Annotated in this window: 25 protein-coding genes; 13 read left to right on the top strand and 12 right to left on the bottom strand. The window is 55.7% G+C overall.

What is annotated here, in order from left to right:
- Positions 1–293: 293 nt before the first annotated feature.
- Genes astE through IB214_RS13355 form a run of 5 tightly spaced genes read right to left on the bottom strand, consistent with a single transcriptional unit; the run spans position 294 to position 6,318 of the window.
- Positions 294–1,259, bottom strand: a complete 966-nt coding sequence (astE, locus tag IB214_RS13335; RefSeq protein ID WP_117342985.1) for a succinylglutamate desuccinylase — start codon at positions 1,257–1,259, stop codon at positions 294–296.
- A complete protein-coding gene (gene astB / locus IB214_RS13340; protein ID WP_115258678.1) occupies positions 1,252–2,595 on the bottom strand; it encodes an N-succinylarginine dihydrolase in 1,344 nt (447 codons plus the stop codon). Before astB ends, astE begins: the two co-directional genes overlap by 8 nt.
- Complete coding sequence (astD, locus tag IB214_RS13345; protein WP_117342984.1) at positions 2,592–4,070, bottom strand: succinylglutamate-semialdehyde dehydrogenase; 1,479 nt, start codon at positions 4,068–4,070, stop codon at positions 2,592–2,594. The genes astB and astD overlap by 4 nt, the downstream gene beginning before the upstream one ends.
- Entirely contained in the window at positions 4,067–5,101 is a 1,035-nt protein-coding gene (gene astA / locus IB214_RS13350) for an arginine N-succinyltransferase (protein WP_117342983.1), read from the bottom strand. The genes astD and astA overlap by 4 nt, the downstream gene beginning before the upstream one ends.
- Positions 5,098–6,318, bottom strand: a complete 1,221-nt coding sequence (locus tag IB214_RS13355; RefSeq protein ID WP_096757281.1) for an aspartate aminotransferase family protein — start codon at positions 6,316–6,318, stop codon at positions 5,098–5,100. Before IB214_RS13355 ends, astA begins: the two co-directional genes overlap by 4 nt.
- A 444-nt stretch (positions 6,319–6,762) precedes the next feature.
- Between IB214_RS13355 and xthA the strand changes: the two genes are divergently transcribed.
- The 7 genes from xthA (at position 6,763) to IB214_RS13390 (ending at position 13,885) form a co-directional block, all read left to right on the top strand.
- On the top strand, positions 6,763–7,569 hold the full coding sequence (xthA, locus tag IB214_RS13360; protein WP_115258681.1) for an exodeoxyribonuclease III: 807 nt from the start codon (positions 6,763–6,765) through the stop codon (positions 7,567–7,569).
- 235 nt (positions 7,570–7,804) lie between these two features.
- On the top strand, positions 7,805–8,449 hold the full coding sequence (locus IB214_RS13365; protein ID WP_244207864.1) for a TVP38/TMEM64 family protein: 645 nt from the start codon (positions 7,805–7,807) through the stop codon (positions 8,447–8,449).
- Positions 8,446–9,153, top strand: coding sequence for a TVP38/TMEM64 family protein (locus tag IB214_RS13370; protein ID WP_135953058.1), 708 nt, complete (start codon positions 8,446–8,448; stop codon positions 9,151–9,153). Before IB214_RS13365 ends, IB214_RS13370 begins: the two co-directional genes overlap by 4 nt.
- Positions 9,154–9,179: 26 nt before the next feature.
- On the top strand, positions 9,180–10,349 hold the full coding sequence (locus IB214_RS13375) for an ABC transporter substrate-binding protein (RefSeq protein WP_117342981.1): 1,170 nt from the start codon (positions 9,180–9,182) through the stop codon (positions 10,347–10,349).
- Positions 10,322–11,857 (top strand): thiamine ABC transporter permease, encoded by a 1,536-nt coding sequence (locus tag IB214_RS13380; RefSeq protein WP_117342980.1) that lies wholly within the window; start codon positions 10,322–10,324, stop codon positions 11,855–11,857. The genes IB214_RS13375 and IB214_RS13380 overlap by 28 nt, the downstream gene beginning before the upstream one ends.
- Positions 11,857–12,489, top strand: coding sequence for an ATP-binding cassette domain-containing protein (locus IB214_RS13385; RefSeq protein WP_117342979.1), 633 nt, complete (start codon positions 11,857–11,859; stop codon positions 12,487–12,489). The genes IB214_RS13380 and IB214_RS13385 overlap by 1 nt, the downstream gene beginning before the upstream one ends.
- 88 nt (positions 12,490–12,577) lie before the next feature.
- Entirely contained in the window at positions 12,578–13,885 is a 1,308-nt protein-coding gene (locus tag IB214_RS13390; protein WP_117342978.1) for a sulfurtransferase, read from the top strand.
- Between the two features lie 7 nt (positions 13,886–13,892).
- Here IB214_RS13390 and IB214_RS13395 read toward each other — a convergent pair whose 3' ends face one another.
- Together IB214_RS13395 and IB214_RS13400 are read right to left on the bottom strand one after the other, a co-directional pair.
- A complete protein-coding gene (locus IB214_RS13395) occupies positions 13,893–14,516 on the bottom strand; it encodes a CDP-alcohol phosphatidyltransferase family protein (RefSeq protein WP_117342977.1) in 624 nt (207 codons plus the stop codon).
- Positions 14,509–15,078 (bottom strand): carboxymuconolactone decarboxylase family protein, encoded by a 570-nt coding sequence (locus IB214_RS13400; protein WP_117342976.1) that lies wholly within the window; start codon positions 15,076–15,078, stop codon positions 14,509–14,511. Before IB214_RS13400 ends, IB214_RS13395 begins: the two co-directional genes overlap by 8 nt.
- Positions 15,079–15,157: 79 nt before the next feature.
- Here IB214_RS13400 and IB214_RS13405 point away from each other — a divergent pair, with 79 nt between their 5' ends.
- A complete protein-coding gene (locus IB214_RS13405) occupies positions 15,158–15,565 on the top strand; it encodes a pyrimidine (deoxy)nucleoside triphosphate diphosphatase (protein WP_117343117.1) in 408 nt (135 codons plus the stop codon).
- Here IB214_RS13405 and IB214_RS13410 read toward each other — a convergent pair.
- Positions 15,531–15,806 (bottom strand): YnjH family protein, encoded by a 276-nt coding sequence (locus IB214_RS13410; protein WP_117342975.1) that lies wholly within the window; start codon positions 15,804–15,806, stop codon positions 15,531–15,533. The genes IB214_RS13405 and IB214_RS13410 overlap by 35 nt on opposite strands.
- 237 nt (positions 15,807–16,043) lie before the next feature.
- On the opposite strand from IB214_RS13410, the gene gdhA reads away from it, so the two are divergent.
- On the top strand, positions 16,044–17,387 hold the full coding sequence (gdhA, locus tag IB214_RS13415) for an NADP-specific glutamate dehydrogenase (RefSeq protein ID WP_096757292.1): 1,344 nt from the start codon (positions 16,044–16,046) through the stop codon (positions 17,385–17,387).
- 18 nt (positions 17,388–17,405) lie between these two features.
- Here the strand turns inward: gdhA and IB214_RS13420 are convergent, their stop codons facing one another.
- From IB214_RS13420 to IB214_RS13430, 3 genes are all read right to left on the bottom strand, one after another.
- Entirely contained in the window at positions 17,406–19,346 is a 1,941-nt protein-coding gene (locus tag IB214_RS13420) for a DNA topoisomerase III (RefSeq protein ID WP_117342974.1), read from the bottom strand.
- A gap of 4 nt (positions 19,347–19,350) precedes the next feature.
- The gene (gene selD / locus IB214_RS13425; protein WP_117342973.1) at positions 19,351–20,394 is read right to left on the bottom strand and encodes a selenide, water dikinase SelD; all 1,044 of its coding nucleotides are present in this window, start codon (positions 20,392–20,394) and stop codon (positions 19,351–19,353) included.
- Between the two features lie 116 nt (positions 20,395–20,510).
- Positions 20,511–21,062, bottom strand: coding sequence for an NAD(P)H nitroreductase (locus IB214_RS13430; RefSeq protein ID WP_117342972.1), 552 nt, complete (start codon positions 21,060–21,062; stop codon positions 20,511–20,513).
- 173 nt (positions 21,063–21,235) lie between these two features.
- Between IB214_RS13430 and sppA the strand changes: the two genes are divergently transcribed.
- From sppA to yajD, 4 genes are all read left to right on the top strand, one after another.
- A complete protein-coding gene (gene sppA, locus IB214_RS13435) occupies positions 21,236–23,092 on the top strand; it encodes a signal peptide peptidase SppA (protein WP_096757297.1) in 1,857 nt (618 codons plus the stop codon).
- 56 nt (positions 23,093–23,148) lie between these two features.
- The gene (gene ansA / locus IB214_RS13440) at positions 23,149–24,165 is read left to right on the top strand and encodes an asparaginase (protein ID WP_096757298.1); all 1,017 of its coding nucleotides are present in this window, start codon (positions 23,149–23,151) and stop codon (positions 24,163–24,165) included.
- Positions 24,166–24,178: 13 nt separating this feature from the next.
- A complete protein-coding gene (gene pncA / locus IB214_RS13445; RefSeq protein ID WP_117342971.1) occupies positions 24,179–24,817 on the top strand; it encodes a bifunctional nicotinamidase/pyrazinamidase in 639 nt (212 codons plus the stop codon).
- Between the two features lie 158 nt (positions 24,818–24,975).
- Positions 24,976–25,320 carry an HNH nuclease YajD gene (yajD, locus tag IB214_RS13450; protein WP_003030690.1) on the top strand — a complete coding sequence of 115 codons (345 nt, stop codon included), beginning with the start codon at positions 24,976–24,978 and terminating at the stop codon, positions 25,318–25,320.
- A 61-nt stretch (positions 25,321–25,381) separates the two neighbouring features.
- On the opposite strand, the gene IB214_RS13455 is transcribed toward yajD, so the two are convergent.
- Positions 25,382–25,657 (bottom strand): YeaC family protein, encoded by a 276-nt coding sequence (locus tag IB214_RS13455; protein WP_115258693.1) that lies wholly within the window; start codon positions 25,655–25,657, stop codon positions 25,382–25,384.
- Between the last annotated feature and the right edge of the window lie 24 nt (positions 25,658–25,681).

A 25,681-nucleotide genomic window follows, 5' to 3' on the forward strand; every position in this document is an offset into this window, starting at 1 on the left:
CATCGGATGTCGTGTTGACGAGATTAACTTTACCGGTAGAAGCGTCAATTAATCAGAGCAACGGTAAAACAATGAAAGTATAAAAAACAAATTCTCATCAATTATGGAGAAAAAAAGAATTAATTGCGCAGAATTGAAATTAAATATTACAACAGGATGATTTTGAAAGGATTATGGAGAACTATACATGAAGCCTGATTATTAATAAAGCAACTCACCAGGAATAATCCGTAATAACGAAAGCGCACACAAAAAAATACCCCCCGGAGATAAACCCGAGGGAAAGATATTGATTATAACCTTTCCAGCATCAGCCCCGCGCGTAAACCACAGGCCACGTTTGGGTTGGGAAACAGCACATATTCAACATCATGAGTAACAACAAAACGCGCATCGCCGTCCTGCGCCAGCAATGTGCCCTCGTTAAAGGGGGTAAAATTCAGCGTCTGATTGTTCATATGAAGAATAAAATCGTCGCTGTGTCGCGTGATTTGCGACACCACGCGATAGCGCAGCGGCGTGGTTTGCGTGGATGATGCACGCTCACCCTGCAACAAAGCCGCCAACGCCTCCGCCGTGTGAGCAAACTGCGTCAAATCGTTTTGCCCGAACGCCAGAGCCTTACCCAGCTCCAGCGTACAGGCCAGCGCACCGAAATGCTCGCCACTGAAATGGGTAAATGTCCCGCCCGGTGTCTGATGGAAAACCTGCGCCTCCAGTCCCGCATCCCCCAGCCACGATAGAAACCCTTCGTCCCAGGGCACGTTGCGCTGCGGCAGTACGCCAAAGCGCAGATGATGCGAACCGCGAATGGCGGTGTGCAGATCCAGATGCCAGCGCACGGACTCCCTGGTGCGCGAATAAAACGCTTCCAGGCACAGCTCAAGTTCGCGGGCGCGCCGCGTTTCACCGCTCTCGACAAATATCTGCCAGCGCCCGCCAAACATACGGTTCATGTCGCTATGGCAATAGCGCTTCCCCTCCGCCAGCGCCTGCGGATTGCCCAGAATCACCAGCAACCGCCATGTAAGCGTCAACTCGCCACGAAAAAGCGCGGACAGCAGCGCATCCAGCATCTCAACCGGTGCCGTTTCATTGCCATGAATACCTGCAGAGATCACCAGCGAACGATCAACCTCGGCGACCGGCGTCAGCTCCAGCATCCCGTGCCCTGTCCACCGCCAGTTAAAACCATGAGCCTCACCGTGGGTGATATCCGGCGAGGTTCCCGCGAGGGTCAGGGCCAGAAAGTTATCCATAGATCGCCCGCTCCTGCTGGAAAGGATACACCGAGCCGAGATTGAGCAGTTGCGTCAGCGAATCCAGCGCTTCGCGCCCTTCACGTAACAGCTGGGGGTCAGCAAGATCTGCAGCGGTAAGCCGGTCCCGGTAGTAACGATCAACCCAGTTATTGAGCGTATTGAACAACGTGTCGTTCATCATTACCGCCGGATTCACCGCCTGCAGTTCCTGTGACGTTAACACCACTCTCAGTCGCAGGCATGCCGGACCGCCGCCGTTCGACATACTTTCACGCAGATCGAATACTCGCAGGTCGTCAAGCGGATTATCCGCGTCCAGTAGACCGTTCAGATAGCGCCACACGCCCGCGTGCTCCCGACACTCCTGTGGTAAAACCAGCATCATTGAGCCATCATCACGGCTCAACAACTGGCTGTTAAACAGATACGTTGCCACCGCATCCGCCACCGACACCTCTGCAGCAGGTACTTCCAGCGCCGTAAACCCATCAACCTGAGCGCGTAGCTGGCTCAACAGCGCCTGCTGTCGGACAAATGCCTGTTCATGGCAAAACAGCACCTGGCGATTCGATACCGCGATCACGTCGTTATGGAACACGCCACTATCGATAACGTCCGGGTTTTGCTGGGCAAAGATAAGTTGATGCGGATTAACCTGGTTCAGCCGCGCCACCGCTTCGCTGGCCTCACGCGATTGTCTGGCCGGGTAGCGCCTCGGCTGTGACACATTCCCCTCCTCGCGACCGTAAACAAACAGCTGCACGCCAGGTGCACCGTAATCTCCGCCAAGGCGATTGTGGTTGGCCGCCCCTTCATCACCCAGCAGAGCCACCTGAGGTAGCGCGCTGTGGACCGCAAAAGCATGCTCATCACGGAATATCGCCCGTAATAACGCTTCGGTAGTCGGCGCTTCCAGTGAACGGTGGAATTTGTTGTTCAGGTTCGCCACCGTCAGATGCACTTTCCCATCCAGTGAATCGGCCGAAGGACAGACCGTGGCCGCATTCGCCACCCACATCGGCGAGGCCGAGCTGGCGCTGGAAAGCCAGTGTGGCGCCTGACGCGCCACCTTTTCCAGGATCTGCTCATCGCTACCGCTGAAGCCGAGCTGACGCAGAACCGGAATATACGGACGTTCATGCGGCGGGATCACCGCCTGAGGAAACCCGGCATCTGCCAGCGCTTTCATCTTTAATAAGCCCTGCTTCGCCGCCAGACGGGGATTCGACACCTGAAAACGGTGCCGGGTCGAGGCCTCATTGCCAAACGACAGCCCCGCATAATGGTGGGTCAGTCCCACCAGCCCGTCGAAATTGACCTCACGCGCTTTCATCGCTTTTCTCCACGAGAAAAATCCAGACCTGGGCTCAGCGTCGTCGGCAATGTTAATGCCGGTGACTCCAGACTCGCCATTGGCCAGGCGCAGTAATCTGCGGCATACCACGCGCTGGCACGATGGTTTCCTGAAGCCCCCACTCCGCCAAACGGTGCCGTACTCGCCGCCCCGGTCAACGGTTTATTCCAGTTAACGATGCCCGCCCGCGCTTCCAGCAACAGCTGGTCAAACTGATTGCGATCCGGTGAGACCAATCCGCATGACAGGCCAAATCGGGTGTGGTTCGCAAGGCTTATTGCCTCGTCGAAACTGTCATAACGCCAGACGCCGAGCAGCGGACCAAATACCTCTTCATCCGGCACGTTGGCCACACCGGTGAGTTCGATAATGCCCGGTGCCAGCAGCGACGTGCCCGCTTTTACCCGTCGCGGCGCCAGCAGCGTACGGCCACCTAACGCCTCAAGACGCTGCCAGGCATCACAGACGTGTTGCGCCGCCTGCTCAGATATCAGTCCGCCGATAAACGGTTGCGGCTCGTCATCCCACTTGCCGGGCAGTAAACGCTGGCTGACTTCAACCAGGCGCGCCAGAAACGCATCGCCCTGCGCACCTTTTTTTACCAGCAGACGGCGGGCGCAGGTGCAACGCTGCCCGGCGGTGACAAACGCAGACTGAATAGTCAGATGCACGGCGGCATCAATATCTTCCGGATTCTCAATAATTAACGGGTTGTTGCCCCCCATCTCCAGCGCGAGGATTTTTTCCGGCTGACCGGAGAGCTGTCGGTGCAGTTGATAACCCGTATTGGCGCTACCGGTAAACAGCAAACCGTCGAGATCCTCCAGCGCGCTTAGCGCCTGCCCGGTTTCGCGCCCACCCTGCACCAGGTTTAGCACGCCCGCAGGGAGTCCCGCCTGCGCCCACAGTTTAGTCACCGCTTCACCGGTCCACGGCGTCAGTTCACTGGGTTTAAAAATCAGCGTATTGCCCGCCAGCAGCGCCGGAACGATATGACCGTTGGGGAGATGGCCGGGGAAATTATACGGACCAAACACCGCCAGCACACCGTGCGGACGATGGCGTAACGTCGCCGCGCCGTCGGGTAATTCGTTGTATTGCTCCCCGGTACGCGTGTGGTACGCCTTTACGGAAATGGCGATTTTATTGATCATCGCCGTCAGTTCGGTGGCTGCTTCCCAGCGTGGTTTTCCGGTTTCTCTGGCGATAATGGTCGTCAGCTCGGCTTTGTTGCTCTCCAGCAATGTGGCGAATTTTTCCACCACCGCCTGGCGCGCGGAAAAGGGTTGCCTGGCCCAGCCCGCAAACGCCGCACGTGCGGCGTGGCATGCCTGCGCCACCTGCGTAGCATCTGCATCATGGCCTTGCCACAATACATCGCCGCCCACCGGATTAGTTTTAACCCGACGCTCGCCCTGGCCCGTTACCCAGTCGCCGTTTATCCATAAAGTCATACTGTTTTCTCCTCTGCACATAGACGAACGAAACGGACGTGGTCACCCGCATGGCACTTCAGGGCATCCAGCTGCGCTGCCGTCAGCACCAGCCGCTGGGTATGCGGATCGGCGCGCACCAGCATGACGCGGAAGTTATGGTAGTTTTCATTCGCCACCAGACAGGCCGGATACTCGCCCGGCGCGGGCTGACCTTCAGCCACCTCCACCAGCCGGCTTTTCCGAATCGCCCGCACCCGGTCGATATCGCATTCCAGCGTCGGTCCGCCGTCGAAAATGTCGACATAGTTGCGATAGCGGAAGCCTTCTTTCTCCAGTACCGCACGCGCCGGTGCCGTTTGCGGATGCACTTCGCCAATCACGCTTTGCGCTTCATCCGACAGGAAGTGGGTATAGATAGGATGCTTGGGCATCAATTCGGCAATAAAGGCTTTTTGCCCGGTGCCGCAAAGAAAATCGGCACGGCTAAACTCCATCGAAAAGAAGCGTTTGCCGAGGCTCTGCCAGAACGGGGAGTAACCATGTTCATCAATCACGCCACGCATCTCGGCCACCACTTTTTCATTAAACCGGTCGCGGAATGCCGCCATAAACATAAAGCGCGATTTCGACAGCAAATAGCCGTTGCCCTCTTTACGCCAGTCCGGATCAAGAAACAGGGTGCAAAGTTCGCTGCTGCCGGTGTGATCGTTACTGAGAAACAGCGTCGGCAGCGCGTTATAGACGTTCAACTCCTTCGAGGCATGGACCAGCGTCCCGACGCGATAGTTGTACCAGGGGTCGTTTAGCCCGACCGCCACTTCAATCGCGCAGATCCCGGCCACGGTACCGGTGGCACTGTCCTCGAGTACAAAAACGTAGCCCTGCTCACTTTTTGGCAGTTCGCCCTGCCAGGTTTGCAGTGAACGCTCAATACGCGCCATCAGCGTGGCTTCGTTAGCCGGAAGCGAGGTCAACCCACCGCCGGTCTTACTGGCCAACTGCATCAACGCCGTAATATCGGCGCGTTCAATGGGACGGATCACCATCATGATGAACCTCCTGCTTTAATACGTTCGCAGGCCAGCGCAAAGCGATCCAGTCCGCTGGCAACCTCTTCTTCGCTAACGTTCAGCGCAGGTGCAAAACGCACCACGTTACCGCCAGCAATCAGCACCATCACGCCGACATTGGCCGCCTCTTGCGAGATAAGCTTCGCTTTACCGGCAAACTCTGCATTCAGCACACAGCCGATCAGCAGGCCCAGTCCACGAACCTCACTAAACAATCCAAAACGTTCGTTAATGGCGTTAATACGCTCCACAAACCAGTCGTGACGCTGTTTCACGCCAGTGAGGATTTCTGGCGTGTTAACGATCTCCAGCAGTTTTCCGGCCACCGCAGAAGCCAGCGGGTTTCCGCCGTAAGTGGTGCCATGCGTACCCACCGTCATAACGCTTGCGCATGGTTCGGTAGCCAGCAGCGCCCCAATAGGGAACCCACCGCCCAGCGCTTTGGCCGTGGTCAGCAGGTCCGGCGTCACGCCGTAGTGCATATAGGCATACAGTTCGCCGGTACGTCCCACGCCAGTCTGCACTTCATCAAAAATCAGCAACGCATTGTGGCGATCGCAGAGTTCGCGCAGTCCCTGCAAAAAGGCCTTTGTCGCAGGCACCACGCCACCTTCCCCCTGAATCGGCTCAACAATAACCGCACAGGTGGTGTCATCAATCAGCTGGCTGGCAGAGTCAAGATCGTTATACACCGCATGGCGGATATCCGGCGGCAATGGCGCAAAATCCTGCGAATAGGCCGGCTGGCCCCCGGCGCTGACGGTAAACAGCGTGCGGCCGTGGAAGGCGTTTTTAAACGCGACGATGCCGCTTTTCTGCGTGCCAAAACGGTCGTGAGCATATTTACGCGCCAGTTTTAATGCCGCTTCGTTGGCTTCTGCGCCGGAGTTACAGAAGAAGACACGCTCGGCAAAGGTGGCATCAATCAGTTTTTTTGCCAGCCGCAGTACCGGCTCGTTAGTGTAGCCATTTCCGGTATGCCAGAATTTACCGGCCTGATCGTTTAATGCTTCGCGCAAAGCCGGGTGTGCGTGACCCAGCGCGTTAACCGCAATGCCCCCCGCGAAATCGATATACTCTTTGCCCTGCTGATCCCACAGTCGCGAGCCTTCACCGCGAACCGGCACAAAAGGAGCCGGTGCGTATACGGGCATCATCCATTCATCAAAATTTTCACGCGTAACTGACAGAGACATAGCGACCTCTACGGTAAATAAAAAGTTATTTATATGTTAATAAATATAGTGTTTGCGGTGTAAATGTAGAGTGCAGGGTTCGTGCCAGCCAGCAAAAAATATGCATAAACACGATGAGACAACGAAATATCAATAAGTTACGAACCATCAATATTCATCATATGTGCATATAAAGTGAATACGTTCGCCAGCGGGGTGAATAATTAGAGGAAAAAACGCAATTCTATTCAGTCGCCAAATATAATTCTGGAATTGTGATCGTATACGAAATTTTTCGGAAATTATTGCCCCATTCTGACGCGTATCGCGCCAAAACAGTGCAGTTTTTGCCCCATCGTTAACGCCATTAGCAATCATTGTTGGAATCAGGTGACAAGAAGCAGTCAGCCTGCGGAAATTCTGCTACCATCCTTGCACTATTCATCTTGCAAAGTGGCAGCGACTATGAAATTTGTCTCTTTTAATATCAACGGCCTGCGTGCCCGTCCTCATCAACTGGCAGCCATTGTCGAAAAACACCAACCGGATGTGATCGGCTTGCAGGAGACAAAAGTCCACGATGACATGTTCCCTCTCGAAGAGGTCGCAAAGCTGGGTTACAACGTTTTCTATCACGGTCAAAAAGGCCATTACGGCGTCGCGCTGCTGACGAAAGAAACGCCCATTTCGGTGCGTCGTGGCTTCCCGAACGATGACGAAGAAGCTCAGCGCCGTATTATCATGGCCGAAATCCCGTCTCCACTGGGGAATATCACCGTGATTAACGGCTATTTTCCGCAAGGCGAAAGCCGTGACCACCCGCTGAAGTTCCCGGCCAAAGCCGCGTTTTATCAGAACCTGCAAAACTATCTGGAGACTGAACTGAAGCGCGACAATCCGGTGCTGATCATGGGAGATATGAATATCAGCCCAACCGATCTGGACATCGGCATTGGTGAAGAGAATCGCAAACGCTGGCTGCGTACCGGCAAGTGCTCCTTCCTGCCGGAAGAGCGTGAGTGGATGGAACGACTGATGGGATGGGGTCTGGTGGACACGTTCCGTCACGCACATCCGGATACCGCCGACCAGTACTCGTGGTTTGATTACCGTTCAAAAGGCTTTGACGATAACCGTGGTCTGCGTATCGATCTGCTGCTGGCGAGCAACCCGCTGGCGGAGCGCTGCGAAGAAACCGGCATCGACTATGAGATCCGCAGTATGGAAAAACCGTCCGACCATGCGCCGGTATGGGCCAAATTCCGCGTCTGATCGCCTGAGCGTTGTCACTCTCCGGGCCTTGCCTGGAGAGTCGGTGTAGCCTGAGCAAAATCAAAAAAACCACGGTAATACATTGTTGCCAACGGGGATTTATTATATCTTCGCGCGCACTTTCGCTGGCGAAACGCGTTATTACCCTCGGTATTACAGGAGACCCCCATGAAAAAGAAGTTCGCATAAAGCAGAATACAGACTGCTGATCGTTGCGCTACTCCTCTGTGTCCTGGTGGGCGTTCTCCATTATTCTGGCCTGAGTGGCCTGATAACCCATTTCCACCTTTTACAAGATCTCATCCGCCAGAGCGGCATATACGGCTACGTGCTGTACATTCTGCTGTTTATCGTCGCTGCGCTGTGTCTGATACCCGGCAGCATGCTGGTGATCGTCGGCGGTATCCTGTTTGGCCCGCTGGTGGGGACGCTTGTATCGCTGTTTGCAGCCACCGTGGCCTCGGCGCTGTCGTTCTTACTTGCCCGCTGGCTGGGTCGCGATCTGCTGCTGAAATATGTCGGGCATACGGCCACCTTCCAGGCGATAGAAAAAGGCATTGCCCAAAGTGGTAGCGATTTTCTGATCCTCACCCGCCTGGTGCCGTTATTCCCGTACAACATTCAAAATTATGCCTACGGGCTGACCGCCATCCCATTCTGGTCATTCACCGTCATTTCTACACTCACCACCTTCCCCGGCCTGTTCATCTATACGCTCATGTCGCATGAACTCGTCAGCGACGGCATCACCCTGGCGTTTATGGTTAAACTCAGTATTGCTGGCATTATTTTATTTACCCTGGTACAGGCAGCCAAAGCCTGGGCCCGCGTGAAGCGTATTGATCCCTCTGTCCAACGTGAGTTAGCCGATAAATCATGAAGCTGAACAAAACGCACGTCATACGCTATTGCCGGACCGGGCTGATTCTCCTGTTATTGCTGGCGCCGATCGCCTGGGTATGGGTGCCCGGCGTCAGTGATTTTGTCAGTCACAGCCTGGCGGCATTCGCCACGGTTGACCAGCACGCCATTGAAAATCTCATTCGGTCATACGGTGCTCAGGCTGCGGTGGTATCGTTTTGCTTAATGATCTTACAAGCCATTATCGCCCCGCTTCCGGCGTTTGTGATCACCTTTGCCAATGCGTCATTGTTCGGCGCATTCTGGGGAGGCGTACTCTCCTGGACCAGCGCAATGGCTGGCGCGGCGCTATGCTTTTTCATCGCCCGTATTTTTGGTCGTAGCACGGTGGAAAAGCTGACCGGAAAAACGGTGTTGAATAGCATGGACGCCTTTTTTGCACGCTACGGCAAACACACTATTCTGGTCTGTCGCCTGTTACCTTTCGTTCCCTTTGACCCGGTCAGTTACGCCGCAGGTCTGACATCGATCCGCTTTCGTCATTTTTTCCTCGCCACCGGCGTCGGTCAGCTACCCGCGACACTCGTCTATTCCTGGGCCGGCAGTCTGTTAACCGGAGGAGCATTCTGGTTCGTGACCGGGCTATTTGTATTATTTGCGCTGACTGTGGTTATCTCCGTGGCGAGAAGCATTTATCTTGAACGGCACAGAAAACACGTCTGAGGCCCCCCTTAACAACTGGAGAGTGTATGCGTTATTGCTTATTGTGCCTGAGTTTGCTGTTTTCACCGCTGGCGACCTTCGCGCAAGATCACAGCTGGCAGCAGATCAAAAACGACGCCCGTGGCCAGACGGTGTGGTTCAACGCCTGGGGAGGCGATAACGCAGTGAACCAATATCTCGACTGGGTAAGCGGCGAGATGAAAACACATTACGCCATTAACCTGAAAATCGTGCGTCTGGCCGATGCTGCCGACGCGGTTAAGCGTATTCAAACAGAGGCCGCTTCCGGGCGTAAAACCGGCGGCTCTGTCGATTTACTGTGGGTGAACGGTGAAAACTTCCGTACGCTGAAAGAGGCAAACCTGCTGCAAACGCAGTGGGCGCAGACGCTACCCAACTGGCGCTACGTTGATACCCTGCAGCCTGTCAGCGAAGACTTCTCCATCCCTACAGAGGGAGCCGAGTCACCGTGGGGAGGCGCGCAGCTTACTTTTATCGCTAACCGTGATGTGACCGAACAGCCACCACAAACTCCGCAGGCGCTGCTGGCATTTGCCAAAGCGCATCCTGGTACGGTGACCTACCCGCGCCCCCCGGATTTTACCGGGACTGCATTTCTTGAGCAGTTGCTGATGGCGCTTACTACCCAACCACAAGCGTTGAAAATGGCGCCCGATACCGCGACGTTCGCTGATGTTACGGCTCCGCTGTGGCAGTATCTTGACACGCTGCATCCGTTTTTATGGCGTGAAGGTAAAGACTTCCCGCCTACGCCTGCACGAATGGATACGCTGCTGAACAACGGCGTACTGCGCTTGTCGCTGACCTTTAACCCCGCGCACGCGCAACAAAAAGTGGCCAGCGGTGAATTACCCAAAAACAGCTACAGCTATGGTTTTACGCAAGGCATGATTGGCAACGTGCATTTTGTCACGATCCCGGCTAACGCCAGCGCCAGCGCAGGGGCGAAAGTCGTCGCCAACTTCCTGCTCTCTCCGGAGGCGCAACTGCGTAAAGCCGATCCCGCCTACTGGGGCGACCCTTCGGTTCTCGACCCGCAAAAATTACCTGCGGCACAACGTGAAGCTCTGCAGGCACGGATCCCTAAAGGATTACCCACCGTGCTTCCTGAACCCCATGCGGCCTGGGTAAACGTACTGGAACAAGAATGGCTACGCCGTTACGGTACGCATTAATCCTGCTGATATGGGGCGTCATGGCGGTGATTTATTTGCCGCTGGTACCTGCCGCCATCGCACTTTTCACACCAGCGCTCTCCATCACTCATTGGCTGGCGCTGTTTGCCGATCCCCAGTTGCCGCAGGCGCTGATGGCGACGCTGGTTTCCGTGACGCTGGCGACCCTCGGTGCGTTGGTCATTGCCCTGTTGGCGATCCTCGCCATGTGGCCCGGCGCGGGCTGGGCGCGGCTGTGCACCCGGCTGCCGTGGCTGTTGGCGATTCCGCACGTCGCGTTTGCCACCAGCGTCCTGTTGTTGTTTGCCGAAGGCGGTCTGCTGTACCGCGTGTTGCCTTTTCTTACCCCACAGGCTGACCGCTACGGGATCGGTCTGGGCTTGACGCTAGCCGTCAAAGAGAGCGCTTTTTTGTTATGGGTACTCTCGGCCCTGCTCAGTGAAAAGCAGCTTGCCCGGCAGGTGACCGTGCTGGACTCGCTGGGATATAGCCGCCTGCAATGCCTCAACTGGTTGGTCTTACCCGCCATCGCACCGGCACTGGGAAAAGTGATGCTGGCGGCCACTGCATGGTCATTGTCGGCGGTGGATGTGGCGATCGTGCTGGGTCCGGGCAATCCGCCAACGCTTGCGGTGTTGAGCTGGCAATGGCTCACTCAGGGCGATGCCGACCAACAGATAAAAGGCTCGCTCGCCAGCCTGCTGCTGGTACTGCTGCTGTGTGTGTATGCGCTGGTTGGTTATCTGCTCTGGCGCAGCTGGCGGCGTACCCTGCCGGGGATTAGCGGGAAGCGTCAGCGTTTTTCATCCTATCCACTGGGGCGCTCACTGGCGCAACTGGTACCCGTAAGCGGCGTACTCTGCCTGCTGGTTCTGGCCCTGGTTGCACAGTATTCATTCATCGATAGCCAGACGTTATTCACCAGCCTGCAAGTGGGAATGATTGCCAGCGCACTGGCATTAATCACGCTGTTGCTATGGCTGGAATGGGGACCACAGCGCGGACATCGTTGGGTCTGGCTGCCGATTATCCTGCCTGCACTCCCGCTGGTCACCGGACAATATACGCTGGCGCTACACGCACAGCTGGATGGTCAATTGTTGACGGTTGTCTGGGGACATTTGCTGTGGGTCACACCGTGGATGCTGTTTATCCTCAAACCGGCGTGGCAGCGAATTGATCCGCGGTTAATGTTGATTGCGCAGACGCTGGGCTGGTCGCGGGAGCGCATCTTCTGGCAGGTGAAATGTCCACTGCTGCTGCGCCCGACGCTGATTGCTTTCGCGGTGGGATTTTCCGTCAGTATTGCCCAGTATATGCCGACCCTGTGGTTAGGGGCCGGACGCTTTCCCACGCTGACCACCGAGGCCGTTGCATTGAGCAGCGGCGGCAGCGCGGCACGGCTTGCGTCACAGGCGCTCTGGCAACTGCTGCTGCCGCTGTTGGTTTTCGCACTGTCAGCATTACTCTCCGCATGGGTTGGCCGCTGTCGACAAGGACTCCGCTAATGCTAATTGTGAAAAATGTTTCGCTACATCTGGGGCCTTGCGTTCTGCTCAACGAGGCCAATTTCGAGGTCAACAAAGGTGACATTGTCACTATTATGGGTCCCTCCGGCAGCGGCAAATCATCGCTGTTCTCGTGGATGATTGGCGCACTTTCTCCAACGTTTCAGGCGAGTGGCGAGCTGTGGCTTAACGACCGGCGCATCGACTCATTGCCCACGGCGCAGCGCCAGATTGGCATTTTGTTCCAGGATGCCCTGCTGTTCGACCATTTCAGCGTGGGGCAAAATTTGCTGCTGGCACTCCCCGCAAGTCTGAAAGGATCGGTCAGACGAGATAAGGTCGAGCGCGCCCTTGAGCGTGCCGGGCTGGCGGGGTTTTATCATCGCGATCCGGCGTCACTCTCCGGCGGGCAACGATCGCGTATCGCCCTGCTGCGCGCGCTGTTGGCACAACCACAGGCGCTGCTGCTGGATGAACCCTTCAGCCGACTGGACACCTCACTTCGCGACGCGTTTCGCCAGTGGGTCTTTGCCGAAGTGCGCAAGCTGGGTATTCCCGTGGTGCAGGTTACCCATGACGCGCAGGACGTTCCGCCCGCGGGCCGCGTTTTGCAGATGGCAAACTGGGCGTGAATGTGGCGATATGCTGCGTTAACGCAATGATTTTATCAGGCTGGCGGCACAGAATGTCGTCTTCTTTTTTTCAACGTCGGGCTATTCGATGAAACGTGTTTCTCAAATGACCGCGCTGGCACTGGCTTTAGGGCTCGCTTGCGCTTCTTCCTGGGCTGCTGAAACAGCACAGACGTTCACCCTCCACCAGTTACAGCAGCAACAAGGCGCGGCAATCGATACCCGTCAAAGTGCGTTTTATAACGGCTGGCCGCAATCGCTTAATGGCCCTTCCGGCCATGAACCTGCCGCCCTGAACCTGTCTGCCGCCTGGCTCGACAACATGAACGACGAGCAACTCACCGCCTGGGTTAAGCAACATCAGTTAAAAACCGATGCACCGGTAGCGCTGTATGGCAGCGAAAGCGACATGCAGGCCGTTAAAGCGCGTCTGCAGAAAGTGGGCTTTAGTCAGCTTTCCACGCTCAGCGATGCACTGCAGGATCCCGCGCGATTGCAGCGCCTACCGCACTTCGAACAGCTGGTCTATCCGCAGTGGCTACACGACCTGCAACAAGGCAAAGCCGTCACCGCCAAACCGGCCGGTGACTGGAAAGTCATTGAAGCGGCCTGGGGGGCACCGAAGCTCTATCTGCTCAGTCATATTCCGGGTGCCGGATACATTGATACCAACGAAGTCGAAAGCGAACCGCTGTGGAACAAAGTCTCCGACGCGCAGCTCAAAGCGATGTTGGCTAAACACGGTATTCGTCATGACACGACGGTGATTTTGTATGGCCGTGATGTCTATGCGGCGGCGCGTGTCGCACAGATCATGCTGTACGCGGGCGTGAAAGATGTTCGCCTGCTCGACGGCGGCTGGCAGACGTGGTCCGACGCAGGATTACCGGTCGAACGCGGCACGGCACCGACGGTTAAACCGGAGCCTGATTTTGGCGCGACGATCCCTGCCCAGCCGCAGCTGATGCTGGATATGGAACAGGCGCGTGGCCTGCTGCATCGTCAGGATGCGTCGCTGGTCAGCATTCGTTCGTGGCCGGAATTTGTCGGCACCACCAGCGGTTACAGCTACATTAAACCAAAAGGTGAAATTGCGGGGGCTCGTTGGGGTCATGCGGGCAGCGACTCCACGCATATGGAAGATTTCCATAACCCGGACGGCACCATGCGCAGCGCAGACGATATCGCCGCAATGTGGAAACAGTGGAACATCTTGCCGGATCAGCAGGTTTCCTTCTACTGCGGTACCGGCTGGCGTGCCTCGGAAACGTTTATGTACGCCCGTGCGATGGGCTGGAAAAACGTCTCGGTGTACGACGGTGGCTGGTTCGAGTGGAGCAGCAATCCGAAGAACCCGGTAGCCAGCGGCGAGCGCGGCCCGGACGCCAGCAAGTAATCGCTGATTATTCCTGACGCTGGATCGATTTCAGCGTCAGGTATCCGCTCCAGATCCGCGTGAACGTTGTCAGCCAGCACAGCGCGCCAAATACCCACGCCAGCACGGCAAAATAATCAGGGAACAGACAGCCCAGCACGAACAGCAATATCGTCTCGGTGCCTTCGGTCAACCCACCTAAATAATAAAACGATTTATGCGCATAACCGGGGTTATCAATCTGATGCTTCGCCGCCAGCGCGGCAAAGGCCAGGAAACTACTGCCGGTGCCGATAAACGCAAACAATAGCCAGCTGCCCGCCAGCGCATTCTGCTCGGGTGCCGCCAGAATAAAGCCAAACGGCACCAGCGCGTAAAACAGAAAATCGAGTGAAATATCGAGGAATCCGCCGGCATCGGTCAGTCCCCTGCGCCGCGCCAGCGCGCCGTCCAACCCATCAAACAGACGATTAAGCACAATGGCGACCAGCGCCGCCGAATACCAGCCTAATGCCAGAAACGGCAAGGCCAGCACGCCAATAGCGAAACCGAAGAGCGTCAGACCGTCCGGCGAAATACCGGGCTTATCAATCATGCGAGCGCACTGATGTAACAGCGGTTTTAACCGCGGATGAAGATGGCGGTCAAGCATGTGGCCGTCCTTTGAAACTGTCGCACAATCCCTGCGAAGGAATATCCAGCGCGGCGTTAAAGCGTGCCGAGAGATTTTGAAAGGCAATCAGCGCGGTCATTTCGGTAATCGTGTCATCGGTAAAATGCTGCTGCATTTGCGTCTTCAGCGCATCATCAAGGCGCGGCGGCGTGGCAGTCATCGCATCCGCATAGGCCAGCGCCACGCGCTCTTCTGCGCTAAACAGTGCAGACGATTGCCAGTTCGCCACCTGTAACACTTTATCCAGCGCCCCGCTGCGTTCGGCCAGCCGTAAGCTGTTGGCATCCACGCAGAACGCGCAATGACACACCTGCGACACCCGCGTCATCAACAGCGCGCGCATCACCGGGGTTAATCGCGCCCGTTTACGCTCCAGAAATCCGACAAACAGCGCGACCAGCCAAAACAGAAACGGCATACGCCCCCACCAGCGCGTGGGATGCAGCACGTCGCCGTAATGTTTTTTCTGCGTCGCGACAAGCGGTTTCAAACTGGAAGGGATACGCGTCAACGGTTTTACCCACGCCTGAGGATCGTTCAACGGTGACTCCTGAATACTTTAGATAAAACAAAGATAGCGATAGTATGTCACTTTCTGCTGTTAGATCTTGATGAATATGATGAAAACCCTCGATGTGGTCGCCGCTATCCTTGAACGTGATGGCAAAATATTACTCGCTCAGCGCCCGGCGCATGCGGATCAGCCGGGTATGTGGGAGTTTGCCGGCGGTAAGGTAGAGCCCGGCGAGAGCCAGCCGCAGGCGCTGAGGCGTGAACTGCACGAAGAACTCGGCATTGAGGCGGTTGTTGGGCAGTACGTTGCCAGCCATCAACGCGAAGTATCAGGCCGGATTATCCATCTGCATGCATGGCATGTGCCAGATTATCAGGGCGAACTGCACGCGCATGAGCATCAGCAACTGGTGTGGTGCCTACCTGAAGAGGCGCTGACGTATCCGCTGGCGCCTGCCGACATCCCGCTCTTACAGGCGTTTATTCTTTTACGCGACGCCAGACCAGCGGATTAGTGCCGATCGTTTTCTCATCGCGCTGGCATTGCAACAACACGCCATCAGCCTTGATTACCGCGCCTTCCGAATAGTTTTGATCCTGATAAACGCAGCACTGATTACAGGGCTGCGCCCGCTGACCGCTGGAACTGAACACTTCTTGCGGCACATTAACCTGCACATCCGGGCGATAAAGCTGATTTGCCAGTGCCGTGCTGGAGAGCATAACCAGCGCACCTGCCATGATAAAACGGCGCATACTCTTTCCTTTTAAACTGACCTCTATGCTCAGTATAACGGTATAAACCGGCTGAAACTTTAGTCCCTTCCCGCATCGTTTTTAGTTATGACCTACGCCGCAATATTAATTTCCTTAGCGAGGTTAATTTTTTCTTGCGTCCCGTCACACTGCTGATGTTATAGTCAAAAACTGCACAACACATAACATAAACATCAAAAATATAACCATATCAATACATAAGAGGTTCTTATATCTATGGATCAGACATGTTCTTTGGCGTCATTTCTCAACCATGTGCAAAAGCGCGACCCGAATCAAACCGAGTTCGCGCAAGCCGTTCGTGAGGTCATGACGACGCTGTGGCCGTTCCTCGAACAAAACCCGCGCTATCGTCAAATGTCATTGCTGGAACGTCTGGTTGAACCTGAGCGCGTGATCCAGTTCCGCGTGGTCTGGCTGGACGATCGTAATCAGGTACAGGTTAACCGTGCATGGCGTGTACAGTTTAGCTCGGCGATTGGTCCTTACAAAGGCGGCATGCGTTTCCATCCGTCGGTAAACCTGTCGATCCTGAAATTCCTTGGCTTCGAGCAGACTTTTAAAAACGCCCTCACCACGCTGCCGATGGGCGGAGGTAAAGGCGGGAGCGATTTCGATCCAAAAGGCAAAAGCGAAGGCGAAGTGATGCGTTTTTGCCAGTCCTTGATGACCGAACTGTTCCGCCATTTAGGGCCAGACACTGACGTTCCGGCGGGAGATATCGGCGTAGGCGGTCGTGAAGTCGGCTTTATGGCCGGGATGATGAAAAAACTCTCCAACAACAGCGCCTGCGTCTTTACCGGCAAAGGTCTGTCGTTCGGCGGCAGTCTGATCCGCCCGGAAGCGACCGGCTACGGCCTGGTGTACTTCACCGAAGCAATGCTTAAGCGCCATGGTCTGGGCTTTGAAGGCATGCGTGTCGCCGTTTCCGGCTCCGGTAACGTGGCGCAATTCGCCATTGAGAAAGCCATGGAGTTTGGTGCTCGTGTGGTGACCGCTTCCGACTCCAGCGGTACCGTGGTTGATGAGAGTGGCTTCACGAAAGAGAAACTGGCGCGTCTGTGTGCCATTAAAGACAGCCGCGATGGCCGCGTGGCGGATTACGCCCGTGAGTTTGGCCTGACCTATCTGGAAGGTAAGCAACCGTGGTCAGTGCCGGTGGATATCGCCCTGCCGTGCGCTACGCAGAACGAACTGGATGTGGACGCTGCGCAGATGCTGATTGCCAACGGCGTCAAGGCCGTGGCGGAAGGCGCAAACATGCCGACCACCATCGAAGCCACCGATCTGTTCCTCGAAGCGGGCGTACTGTTTGCGCCGGGTAAAGCCGCCAACGCCGGTGGTGTGGCGACATCAGGCCTGGAAATGGCGCAGAACGCCGCGCGTCTGGGTTGGAAAGCGGAGAAAGTGGATGCGCGCCTGCACCACATCATGCTGGATATTCACCACGCCTGCGTCGAGTACGGTGGTGAAAGCAAACAAACCAACTACGTGCAAGGCGCCAACATTGCTGGCTTCGTGAAAGTTGCCGACGCGATGCTGGGCCAGGGTGTGATTTAATCATCAGTCATGACCGCATTACAGGCCTGCCTCCTCTGAAGGCGGGCTTTTTTTCGCCGGACGTTTTCGCGGCGCGCTCTTTTTCTTCTCCACGCCAGCCGGCGCGGTTATCCCGCGGAATCGGCGTACTGGCGTACGTTTAGCCTGGTCAATCAGCTGATACAGCGTGTCCACCAGCGGCTGCATAAAGTCCTGATAGCGGCACTGCTTTTCACTGATTTGCGTCAGGATCGACTCCCAGTGCGCGGTCATATCCGGACGCGTTGCCATTTCTGGCAACGAATGGAACAGCGCCTTTCCGGGATCCGTCGAGTGTATATAGCGGCCCTTTTTCACCAGGAACCCGCGCTTAAACAGCAGTTCGATAATCCCCGCGCGCGTAGCCTCCGTTCCCAGTCCGTCGGTGGCGCGCAGGATCTTTTTCAGATCTTTATCCTGCACAAACCGTGCGATCCCGGTCATCGCCGACAACAGCGTCGCGTCGGTAAAATGGCGCGGCGGCTGGGTCTGGCGTTCCACCACTTCGCCCTTTTCACACAGTAGTTCGTCATCACGAGCCACCACCGGCAACGGTGTGCCGTCGTTTTCTTCGTCGCGCTCTTTGTTACCCAGCAGCGTACGCCACCCGGCTTCCGCCAGGAAACGGGCTTTAGCAACAAATTTGCCTTTCGCAATATCCAGCTCAATGACGCACTTGCGGAATACCGCGTCCGGGCAGAACTGCATCAGATACTGACGCGCAATCAGGTTGTACACCTTGGCTTCATTGTCATTCAGATTGATGGATGAACTACGCGCAGTGGGAATAATCGCGTGGTGCGCATCAACCTTTTTATCGTCCCAGCAGCGATTACGCGTATCGGGATTGACCGCAGGCTGCGGAAATAAATCCGGAGCGTGCACGCTAATCGCATTCATCACCGCATGGCGACCGGCAAAATGTTCTTCCGGCAGATAGCGGCTATCAGAACGCGGATAGGTAATCAATTTGTGGGTTTCATACAGCTTCTGGCAGATATCGAGCACGTTTTGCGCGCTCAGTCCGAAGCGTTTAGCGGCTTCAATCTGCAACGCCGACAGTGAGAACGGCAACGGTGCGGATTCTGATTCCCGTTTATCGTTATAGCTGGTGACTATCGCTGGCTGACCGTTGATGCGTTTCACCACATGCTCCGCCAGCGTACGGTTCAGTAAGCGCCCTTCTTCATCCTGATAAGGTTCACACGCCTCGCTCGGCTGCCAGATAGCGGTAAACCGCTCGTCGGCAGGTGTGACGATATGCGCTTTGACCTCAAAGAAATCTTTGGCGACGAAGTTTTCAATCTCTTCATCACGGCGCACCACCAGACCAAGCACCGGCGTCTGCACACGCCCCACGGACAGCACGCCTTGATAACCCGCGTTACGCCCAAGAATGGTATAGGCGCGCGTCATATTAATGCCGTACAGCCAGTCGGCACGCGCTCGCGCCAGCGCCGAAACGCACAGCGGGATGAACTCGCTGTTGGCGCGCAGACGAGAAATTGCCCGCTCCACCGCCTGTGGGTTAAGGTCGTTAATCAGACACCGTTGTACCTGATGACGCTTTTCCGGCGCCAGTTGCAGGTAATCCAGCACTTCATCGACCAGCAGCTGTCCTTCACGATCGGGGTCTCCCGCGTGAATGACTTCACTGGCCTCATGCAGAAAGCGCTTGATGACGTTGAGCTGTTTGGTGACGGAGGGACGCGGCTGCAGTTGCCACTTTTCCGGTACAATCGGCAAGTCGACCAGACTCCAGCGTGCATAGCGACTGTCATAGGCATCTGGCTGCGCCTGTTCAAGCAGGTGACCGATACACCAGGTCACCACTTGCCCATTTCCGCATTCAATAAAGCCATCACCTTTGCGATGTGGCTTAGGGAGCACATCGGCAATCGCGCGCGCCAGACTCGGTTTTTCGGCAATAAACAACCGCATCGAATTAACGGATCTCAACCATGGCGCGACCGCCACGTGCTTCAACCAGCTCACCAATCGCGGTGAGATCAATGCCAAACTGCGCGGCAACCGCTTTCACTTCAGCCTCAGATTCCGGTGTTACCGCCAGCAGCAGGCCGCCGGAGGTTTGCGGATCGCACAGCAGGTCTCGTACCGCCTGCGGCATCTCACCCATCAGATGCCCGTAGCTGGCAAAGTTACGCTGCGTGCCGCCCGGCACTGCGCCTTGCGCGATGTACTCTTCAACACCAGGCAGTTTTGGAATATCCTGGTAAACGATTTGCGCCTGAACGCCCGCGCCCTGACACATTTCGCTCAGGTGTCCCAGCAGGCCAAAACCGGTCACGTCGGTCATGGCTTTCACGCCTTCAATGTCCGCAAACGCTGCGCCCGCAATATTCATGCGGCACATCACTTCCGTCGCCAGCCCAACATGCTCAGGCTTAAGCAGCGATTTTTTCTCGGCGGTGGTCAACACGCCAATGCCTAGCGGCTTGGTGAGGAACAGCTTGCATCCCGCTTCTGCGGTGCTGTTTTTCTTCACGCGCTCGGTCGGGACCACGCCCGTCACGGCAAGACCAAAAATCGGCTCCGGGGCATCAATAGAGTGACCGCCCGCCAGCGCAATGCCGGCCTGGCGACAGGCGAAACGCCCGCCTTCGGTCACTTCACGGGCGACTTCCGGTGCCAGCTTATCGAGCGGCCAGCCCAGAATCGCGATAGCCATAATCGGTTTGCCACCCATCGCGAAGATATCGCTGATGGCGTTGGTCGCGGCGATGCGGCCAAAATCAAACGGATTATCGACTATCGGCATAAAGAAATCGGTGGTGCTGATAACGCTGGTGCCATTACCCAGATCGTACACGGCCGCGTCGTCGCGGGTTTCATTCCCCACGACTAAATTCGGATCAACAAATTTCGCCTGCTCGCTGTGCAGGATGGTTTCCAGCACTTTGGGGGAAATTTTACAACCGCAACCGGCTCCGTGGCTGTATTGCGTTAAACGAATAGCGTGCTCGCTCATGGACATCTCCTGTCATTGCAATCGGGCTATGGTAGCGCTCATTCCATGATGTGGTAAGAGTGACTGTCTGAATTCGGGTGTCTTTGCTCATAATCCAGACAGTTTAGCCGCTGAAATCAGAAATACTGGACGAATGCGCTCGGATCGGCAGGGTTAATCGTGGTGGATGCTTTAAGCTGTGGCGTGCCCAGATAGAGGAAGCCGACAATTTTATCCTGCGCACGACAGTCAAATGCCTCGCGCACCACTGCACTTTCGGTTAAAGCACCGCTGCGCCAGATCCCGCCAAAGCCTTGCGCAATCGCCGCCATTTGCATGGCCATTACCGCACAACCCGCTGACATTTCCTGTTCCCACAGTGGAACCTTGTCACTTTCTTCACATTTCGCCACCACCGCAATAATCAGCGGGGCACGAAACGGCGCAGTACGCGCTTTTTCGACAGCCTTTTCGTCGCCCTCTGCGGCAATAGCCCCTTTTTCGAGCACGGTGCTAAAACGCTCACGCCCTGCACCTTCAATCACAAAGAAACGCCACGGCTGCAGCGATTTGTGATCCGGGGCGCGCATCCCCGCCCGCAGGATATTTTGCAGTTGCTCACCCACGGGAGCGGGTTCAACAAGACGAGAGGCGCTACGGCGGGTAAGAAGTAATTCGAGTGCATCCATTTGCTTAACTCCAACAATGAAATTTGTTCACAAAATTAACACGTGAGCGGATTTTGTTACAGCGCCGGCGGTGATTCCTGCTGACAATTGCCTGCCGGGTCATTACGATAGCCACATCTTAACGCCTTCTCCGGTAAAACGGGGGGCGTGTTGTTCATCGGTAGGGAGAATACATGCGAACCCTGTGGCGTTTTATTGCCGGAATTTTTAAATGGACGTGGCGAATACTGAATTTCGTCCGCGAATGTGTACTGAACCTGTTCTTTATCTTTTTGGTCCTGGTGGGCGTGGGGATCTGGATGCAGGTCAGCAGTAGCACCTCCAGCGAACACGCGGAGCGTGGCGCACTGCTGCTCGATATCTCCGGCGTTATTGTCGATAAGCCCTCGAGCACCAGCCGCTTAAGTGTCATCGGACGTCAGCTGTTTGGCGCCAGTTCCGATCGCCTGCAAGAAAACTCACTGTTCGATATCGTTAACACCATTCGCCAGGCAAAAGACGATCGCAACATCACCGGCATCGTGATGGATTTAAAAAACTTTGCCGGGGCCGATCAGCCGTCCATGCAATATATCGGCAAAGCACTGCGCGAATTCCGCGACAGTGGAAAACCGGTCTTTGCCGTGGGCGATAACTTCAGCCAGGGACAGTATTACCTCGCAAGCTTTGCCAATAAAATTTGGCTCTCCCCGCAGGGTTCGGTTGACCTGCACGGCTTTGCGACCAACGGTCTGTATTACAAGTCTCTGCTGGATAAACTAAAAGTCTCCACCCACGTTTTCCGCGTCGGTACCTATAAGTCCGCCGTCGAGCCGTTTATTCGCGACGATATGTCCCCGGCCGCACGTGAAGCCGACAGTCGCTGGATTGGCGAGCTGTGGCAGAACTATCTCGATACCGTTGCCGCTAACCGCCAGATCCCGGCGCAGCAAGTGTTCCCGGGCGCACAGGCGATGCTTGACGGCCTGACGAAAGTGGGTGGCGACACCGCGAAGTACGCCCTCGACAATAAACTGGTCGATGCTCTCGCCTCCAGCGCTGAAGTGGAAAAACTGCTGACTAAACAGTTTGGCTGGAGCAAAACAGAGAAGAACTACAGTGCCGTCAGCTATTACGATTACACGCTAAAAACCCCGGCGGATACCGGTGACAGCATTGGCGTAGTCTTCGCCAATGGCGCGATCATGGACGGAGAAGAAACACCGGGCAACGTCGGCGGCGACACCACTGCGGCACAAATCCGTGAAGCGCGTCTCGATCCGAAGGTAAAAGCCATTGTCCTGCGCGTTAACAGCCCAGGCGGCAGCGTCAGCGCCTCGGAAGTGATCCGCGCTGAGCTGGCTGCAGCAAAAGCGGCAGGTAAACCGGTGGTGGTTTCCATGGGCGGCATGGCGGCATCCGGCGGTTACTGGATCTCAACCCCGGCAAACTACATTGTGGCGAACCCCAGCACCCTGACCGGCTCCATCGGCATCTTTGGCGTGATCAACACCGTTGAAAACAGCCTCGATTCCATTGGTGTACATACCGACGGCGTGGCGACCTCGCCGCTGGCCGATATTTCCGTCACCAAAGCGTTACCGCCGGAAGTGCAGCAGATGATGCAACTGAGCATCGAGAACGGCTATAAGCGCTTCATCACGCTGGTTGCGGATGCACGTAAGACAACGCCAGAGCAGATTGATAAAATCGCCCAGGGCCACGTCTGGACCGGTCAGGATGCAAAAGCGAATGGTCTGGTCGACAGTCTCGGCGATTTCGACGACGCTGTAGCAAAAGCGGCAGAACTGGCGAAACTGAAACAATGGCACATTGAGTATTATCAGGACGAGCCCACGTTCGTTGATATGGTCATGGACAGCATGTCTGGTTCCGTTCGCGCTATGCTACCAGAAGCCATTCAGGCCATGCTCCCGGCACCACTGGCCTCTGCGGCAAGCGTGGTAAAAACCGAAAGTGATAAGCTGGCCGCGTTTAACGACCCGCAGAACCGTTATGCGTTCTGCCTGACCTGCGCCAACGTCCGCTAACTCTTGACCCCTCTTCGGGATGAAGAGGGGTTTTTCTTTGAGACAGAAGAAAAGTCATGCAGAAGAAATCGATTTACGTTGCCTATACCGGCGGTACCATCGGTATGCAGCGCTCAGAACAAGGTTACATTCCGGTTTCCGGCCATCTTCAGCGTCAACTGGCATTGATGCCTGAATTCCACCGCCCTGAGATGCCAGACTTCACCATTCACGAATATGTCCCGCTGATGGATTCCTCCGATATGACGCCAGAAGACTGGCAGCATATTGCGGAAGATATTAAAGCTCACTACGACGAATACGACGGTTTTGTGATCCTGCATGGCACCGACACCATGGCGTTCACCGCCTCGGCGCTGTCGTTTATGCTGGAGAATCTGGGCAAGCCAGTTATTGTGACAGGGTCACAAATCCCGCTGGCTGAGCTACGTTCAGACGGACAAATCAATTTGCTGAATGCGTTGTACGTTGCGGCCAATTATCCGATCAATGAAGTCACTCTGTTCTTCAATAACCGACTGTATCGTGGTAATCGCACTACCAAAGCGCACGCCGACGGTTTTGACGCCTTCGCTTCACCTAACCTTGCACCTTTACTGGAAGCCGGGATCCACATCCGTCGTTTGGGCACCCCGCCCGCGCCGCACGGTGCGGGCGAGCTGATTGTGCACCCTATCACCCCGCAGCCGATTGGCGTGGTCACGATTTATCCTGGAATTTCCGCAGACGTGGTGCGTAACTTCCTGCGCCAGCCAGTCAAAGCGTTAATTCTGCGTTCTTACGGCGTGGGCAATGCCCCGCAGAATAAAGAGTTCCTGAAGGAGCTTGAGGATGCCAGCTCACGCGGTATTGTGGTCATTAACCTCACGCAGTGCATGTCCGGCAAGGTCAACATGGGCGGTTATGCGACGGGGAATGCGCTGGCACATGCGGGCGTGATTGGCGGTGCGGATATGACCGTTGAAGCAACACTGACCAAGCTGCATTATTTGCTGAGCCAGGGTCTGGACACGCAGGCCATCCGTGACGCGATGACGCAAAACCTGCGCGGTGAACTGACGCCGGATGATTGAAGGAGGAGTGACGATGGCACGAGCATTACTGCTGGTTGATTTACAAAACGATTTTTGTGCCGGAGGCGCACTTGCCGTTCCAGAAGGTGATAGCACCGTGGATGTCGCCAATCGCCTGATTGACTGGTGTTCGCTGCGCGGTGAGAAGGTTGTTTCCAGTCTGGACTGGCATCCGGCTAATCACGGCAGCTTTGCCAGCCAGCATCAGGTCGCCCCTTACACGCAGGGACAACTGGACGGCCTGGCGCAGACGTTCTGGCCGGATCACTGTGTACAGAACTCGCAGGGAGCGGCCCTGCACCCTCTGCTGAATGAGCGCGGCATTGATAAGACGTTCTTTAAGGGCGAAAACCCGCAGGTTGACAGCTACAGCGCATTTTTTGATAACGGTCGCCGTCAGGCAACGGAACTGAATGCGTGGCTTATGCAACAGCGTATTACCGACCTCATCATCATGGGGCTGGCAACCGACTACTGCGTGAAGTTTACCGTCCTCGATGCGCTGGAACTGGGCTATACGGTGAACGTCATTACCGACGGTTGTCGAGGGGTGAATATTCAGCCTCAGGACAGCACGCAGGCGTTTATGGAAATGGCCGCTGCGGGTGCAACGCTGTATACGCTGGCAGACTGGGAAGAAACTCAGCGTTAAGTTTATTGCCGGATGGCGGTGAAAATAGCTTATCCGGCCTACACATGGTCACTAATAAACTCTGATCCCCACGTCGTGCACAATAGGTTATGATTATCACCATCTGCTGCGCCTGACGTTGGCGCAGCTTTTCATATTCTACAGGAGCACGAGGTTTTATGGCTTTTATCCCTAAAAATTACGCCCGTCTGGAAGTCGGATACCGGGAAAAGGCGCTTAAACTGTTCCCCTGGGTCTGCGGGCGCTGTTCGCGCGAGTTCGTGTATTCCAACCTGCGCGAGCTGACGGTACACCATATCGATCATGACCATTCCAATAACCCGGAAGATGGCAGTAACTGGGAGATGTTATGCCTGTATTGCCACGATCATGAGCACTCGAAATACACCGAAGTGGATCAGTATGGTTCTACCGTGGTGGCAGGCGAAGATGCGCAGAAAGACGTCGGCGAGGCGAAATACAACCCGTTTGCCGACCTTAAGGCGATGATGAACAAGAAGTAAGACTTTGCAGGTCCGTTACGGTAAGCCGTGCCGGACCTGCGAATTCATGTTGTTTCCACAATCAGGATTTGAACGTCGCAATCGGCTCAGGCGTTATCCCAAATTCAACTTTCAGCTGCTGCTTACTCTTCATGACCATCTCACCGTTGGTGTCGATAGTCATATGCTGCGCATCGATATTGTTACGCGCCTGCCATAACATCACCAGTTGCATGCTGTTCTCTTTTTGTTCTGCCGTCAGCGCGACGCCATCCGGCCATTTTCCCAGCTCAACGGCCGTCGATAAGCGCTGATAAACTTCCGGCGTCATGCTGTTAATCATCTCATCAAGATTCATCTTAAACCCACTCCCGTAGAATAA

It is taken from the genome of Citrobacter sp. C1, assembly GCF_014596895.2.
Lineage (GTDB): Bacteria > Pseudomonadota > Gammaproteobacteria > Enterobacterales > Enterobacteriaceae > Citrobacter > Citrobacter gillenii.

Bases quoted from the DNA above. Each gene is read 5' to 3' on its own strand.
- astE (WP_117342985.1), bottom strand. From the start codon at position 1,259: ATGGATAACTTTCTGGCCCTGACCCTCGCGGGAACCTCGCCGGATATC.
- astB (WP_115258678.1), bottom strand. From the start codon at position 2,595: ATGAAAGCGCGTGAGGTCAATTTCGACGGGCTGGTGGGACTGACCCAC.
- astD (WP_117342984.1), bottom strand. From the start codon at position 4,070: ATGACTTTATGGATAAACGGCGACTGGGTAACGGGCCAGGGCGAGCGT.
- astA (WP_117342983.1), bottom strand. From the start codon at position 5,101: ATGATGGTGATCCGTCCCATTGAACGCGCCGATATTACGGCGTTGATG.
- IB214_RS13355 (WP_096757281.1), bottom strand. From the start codon at position 6,318: ATGTCTCTGTCAGTTACGCGTGAAAATTTTGATGAATGGATGATGCCC.
- xthA (WP_115258681.1), top strand. From the start codon at position 6,763: ATGAAATTTGTCTCTTTTAATATCAACGGCCTGCGTGCCCGTCCTCAT.
- IB214_RS13370 (WP_135953058.1), top strand. From the start codon at position 8,446: ATGAAGCTGAACAAAACGCACGTCATACGCTATTGCCGGACCGGGCTG.
- IB214_RS13375 (WP_117342981.1), top strand. From the start codon at position 9,180: ATGCGTTATTGCTTATTGTGCCTGAGTTTGCTGTTTTCACCGCTGGCG.
- IB214_RS13380 (WP_117342980.1), top strand. From the start codon at position 10,322: ATGGCTACGCCGTTACGGTACGCATTAATCCTGCTGATATGGGGCGTC.
- IB214_RS13385 (WP_117342979.1), top strand. From the start codon at position 11,857: ATGCTAATTGTGAAAAATGTTTCGCTACATCTGGGGCCTTGCGTTCTG.
- IB214_RS13390 (WP_117342978.1), top strand. From the start codon at position 12,578: ATGAAACGTGTTTCTCAAATGACCGCGCTGGCACTGGCTTTAGGGCTC.
- IB214_RS13395 (WP_117342977.1), bottom strand. From the start codon at position 14,516: ATGCTTGACCGCCATCTTCATCCGCGGTTAAAACCGCTGTTACATCAG.
- IB214_RS13405 (WP_117343117.1), top strand. From the start codon at position 15,158: ATGAAAACCCTCGATGTGGTCGCCGCTATCCTTGAACGTGATGGCAAA.
- IB214_RS13410 (WP_117342975.1), bottom strand. From the start codon at position 15,806: ATGCGCCGTTTTATCATGGCAGGTGCGCTGGTTATGCTCTCCAGCACG.
- gdhA (WP_096757292.1), top strand. From the start codon at position 16,044: ATGGATCAGACATGTTCTTTGGCGTCATTTCTCAACCATGTGCAAAAG.
- IB214_RS13420 (WP_117342974.1), bottom strand. From the start codon at position 19,346: ATGCGGTTGTTTATTGCCGAAAAACCGAGTCTGGCGCGCGCGATTGCC.
- selD (WP_117342973.1), bottom strand. From the start codon at position 20,394: ATGAGCGAGCACGCTATTCGTTTAACGCAATACAGCCACGGAGCCGGT.
- IB214_RS13430 (WP_117342972.1), bottom strand. From the start codon at position 21,062: ATGGATGCACTCGAATTACTTCTTACCCGCCGTAGCGCCTCTCGTCTT.
- sppA (WP_096757297.1), top strand. From the start codon at position 21,236: ATGCGAACCCTGTGGCGTTTTATTGCCGGAATTTTTAAATGGACGTGG.
- ansA (WP_096757298.1), top strand. From the start codon at position 23,149: ATGCAGAAGAAATCGATTTACGTTGCCTATACCGGCGGTACCATCGGT.
- pncA (WP_117342971.1), top strand. From the start codon at position 24,179: ATGGCACGAGCATTACTGCTGGTTGATTTACAAAACGATTTTTGTGCC.
- yajD (WP_003030690.1), top strand. From the start codon at position 24,976: ATGGCTTTTATCCCTAAAAATTACGCCCGTCTGGAAGTCGGATACCGG.
- IB214_RS13455 (WP_115258693.1), bottom strand. From the start codon at position 25,657: ATGAATCTTGATGAGATGATTAACAGCATGACGCCGGAAGTTTATCAG.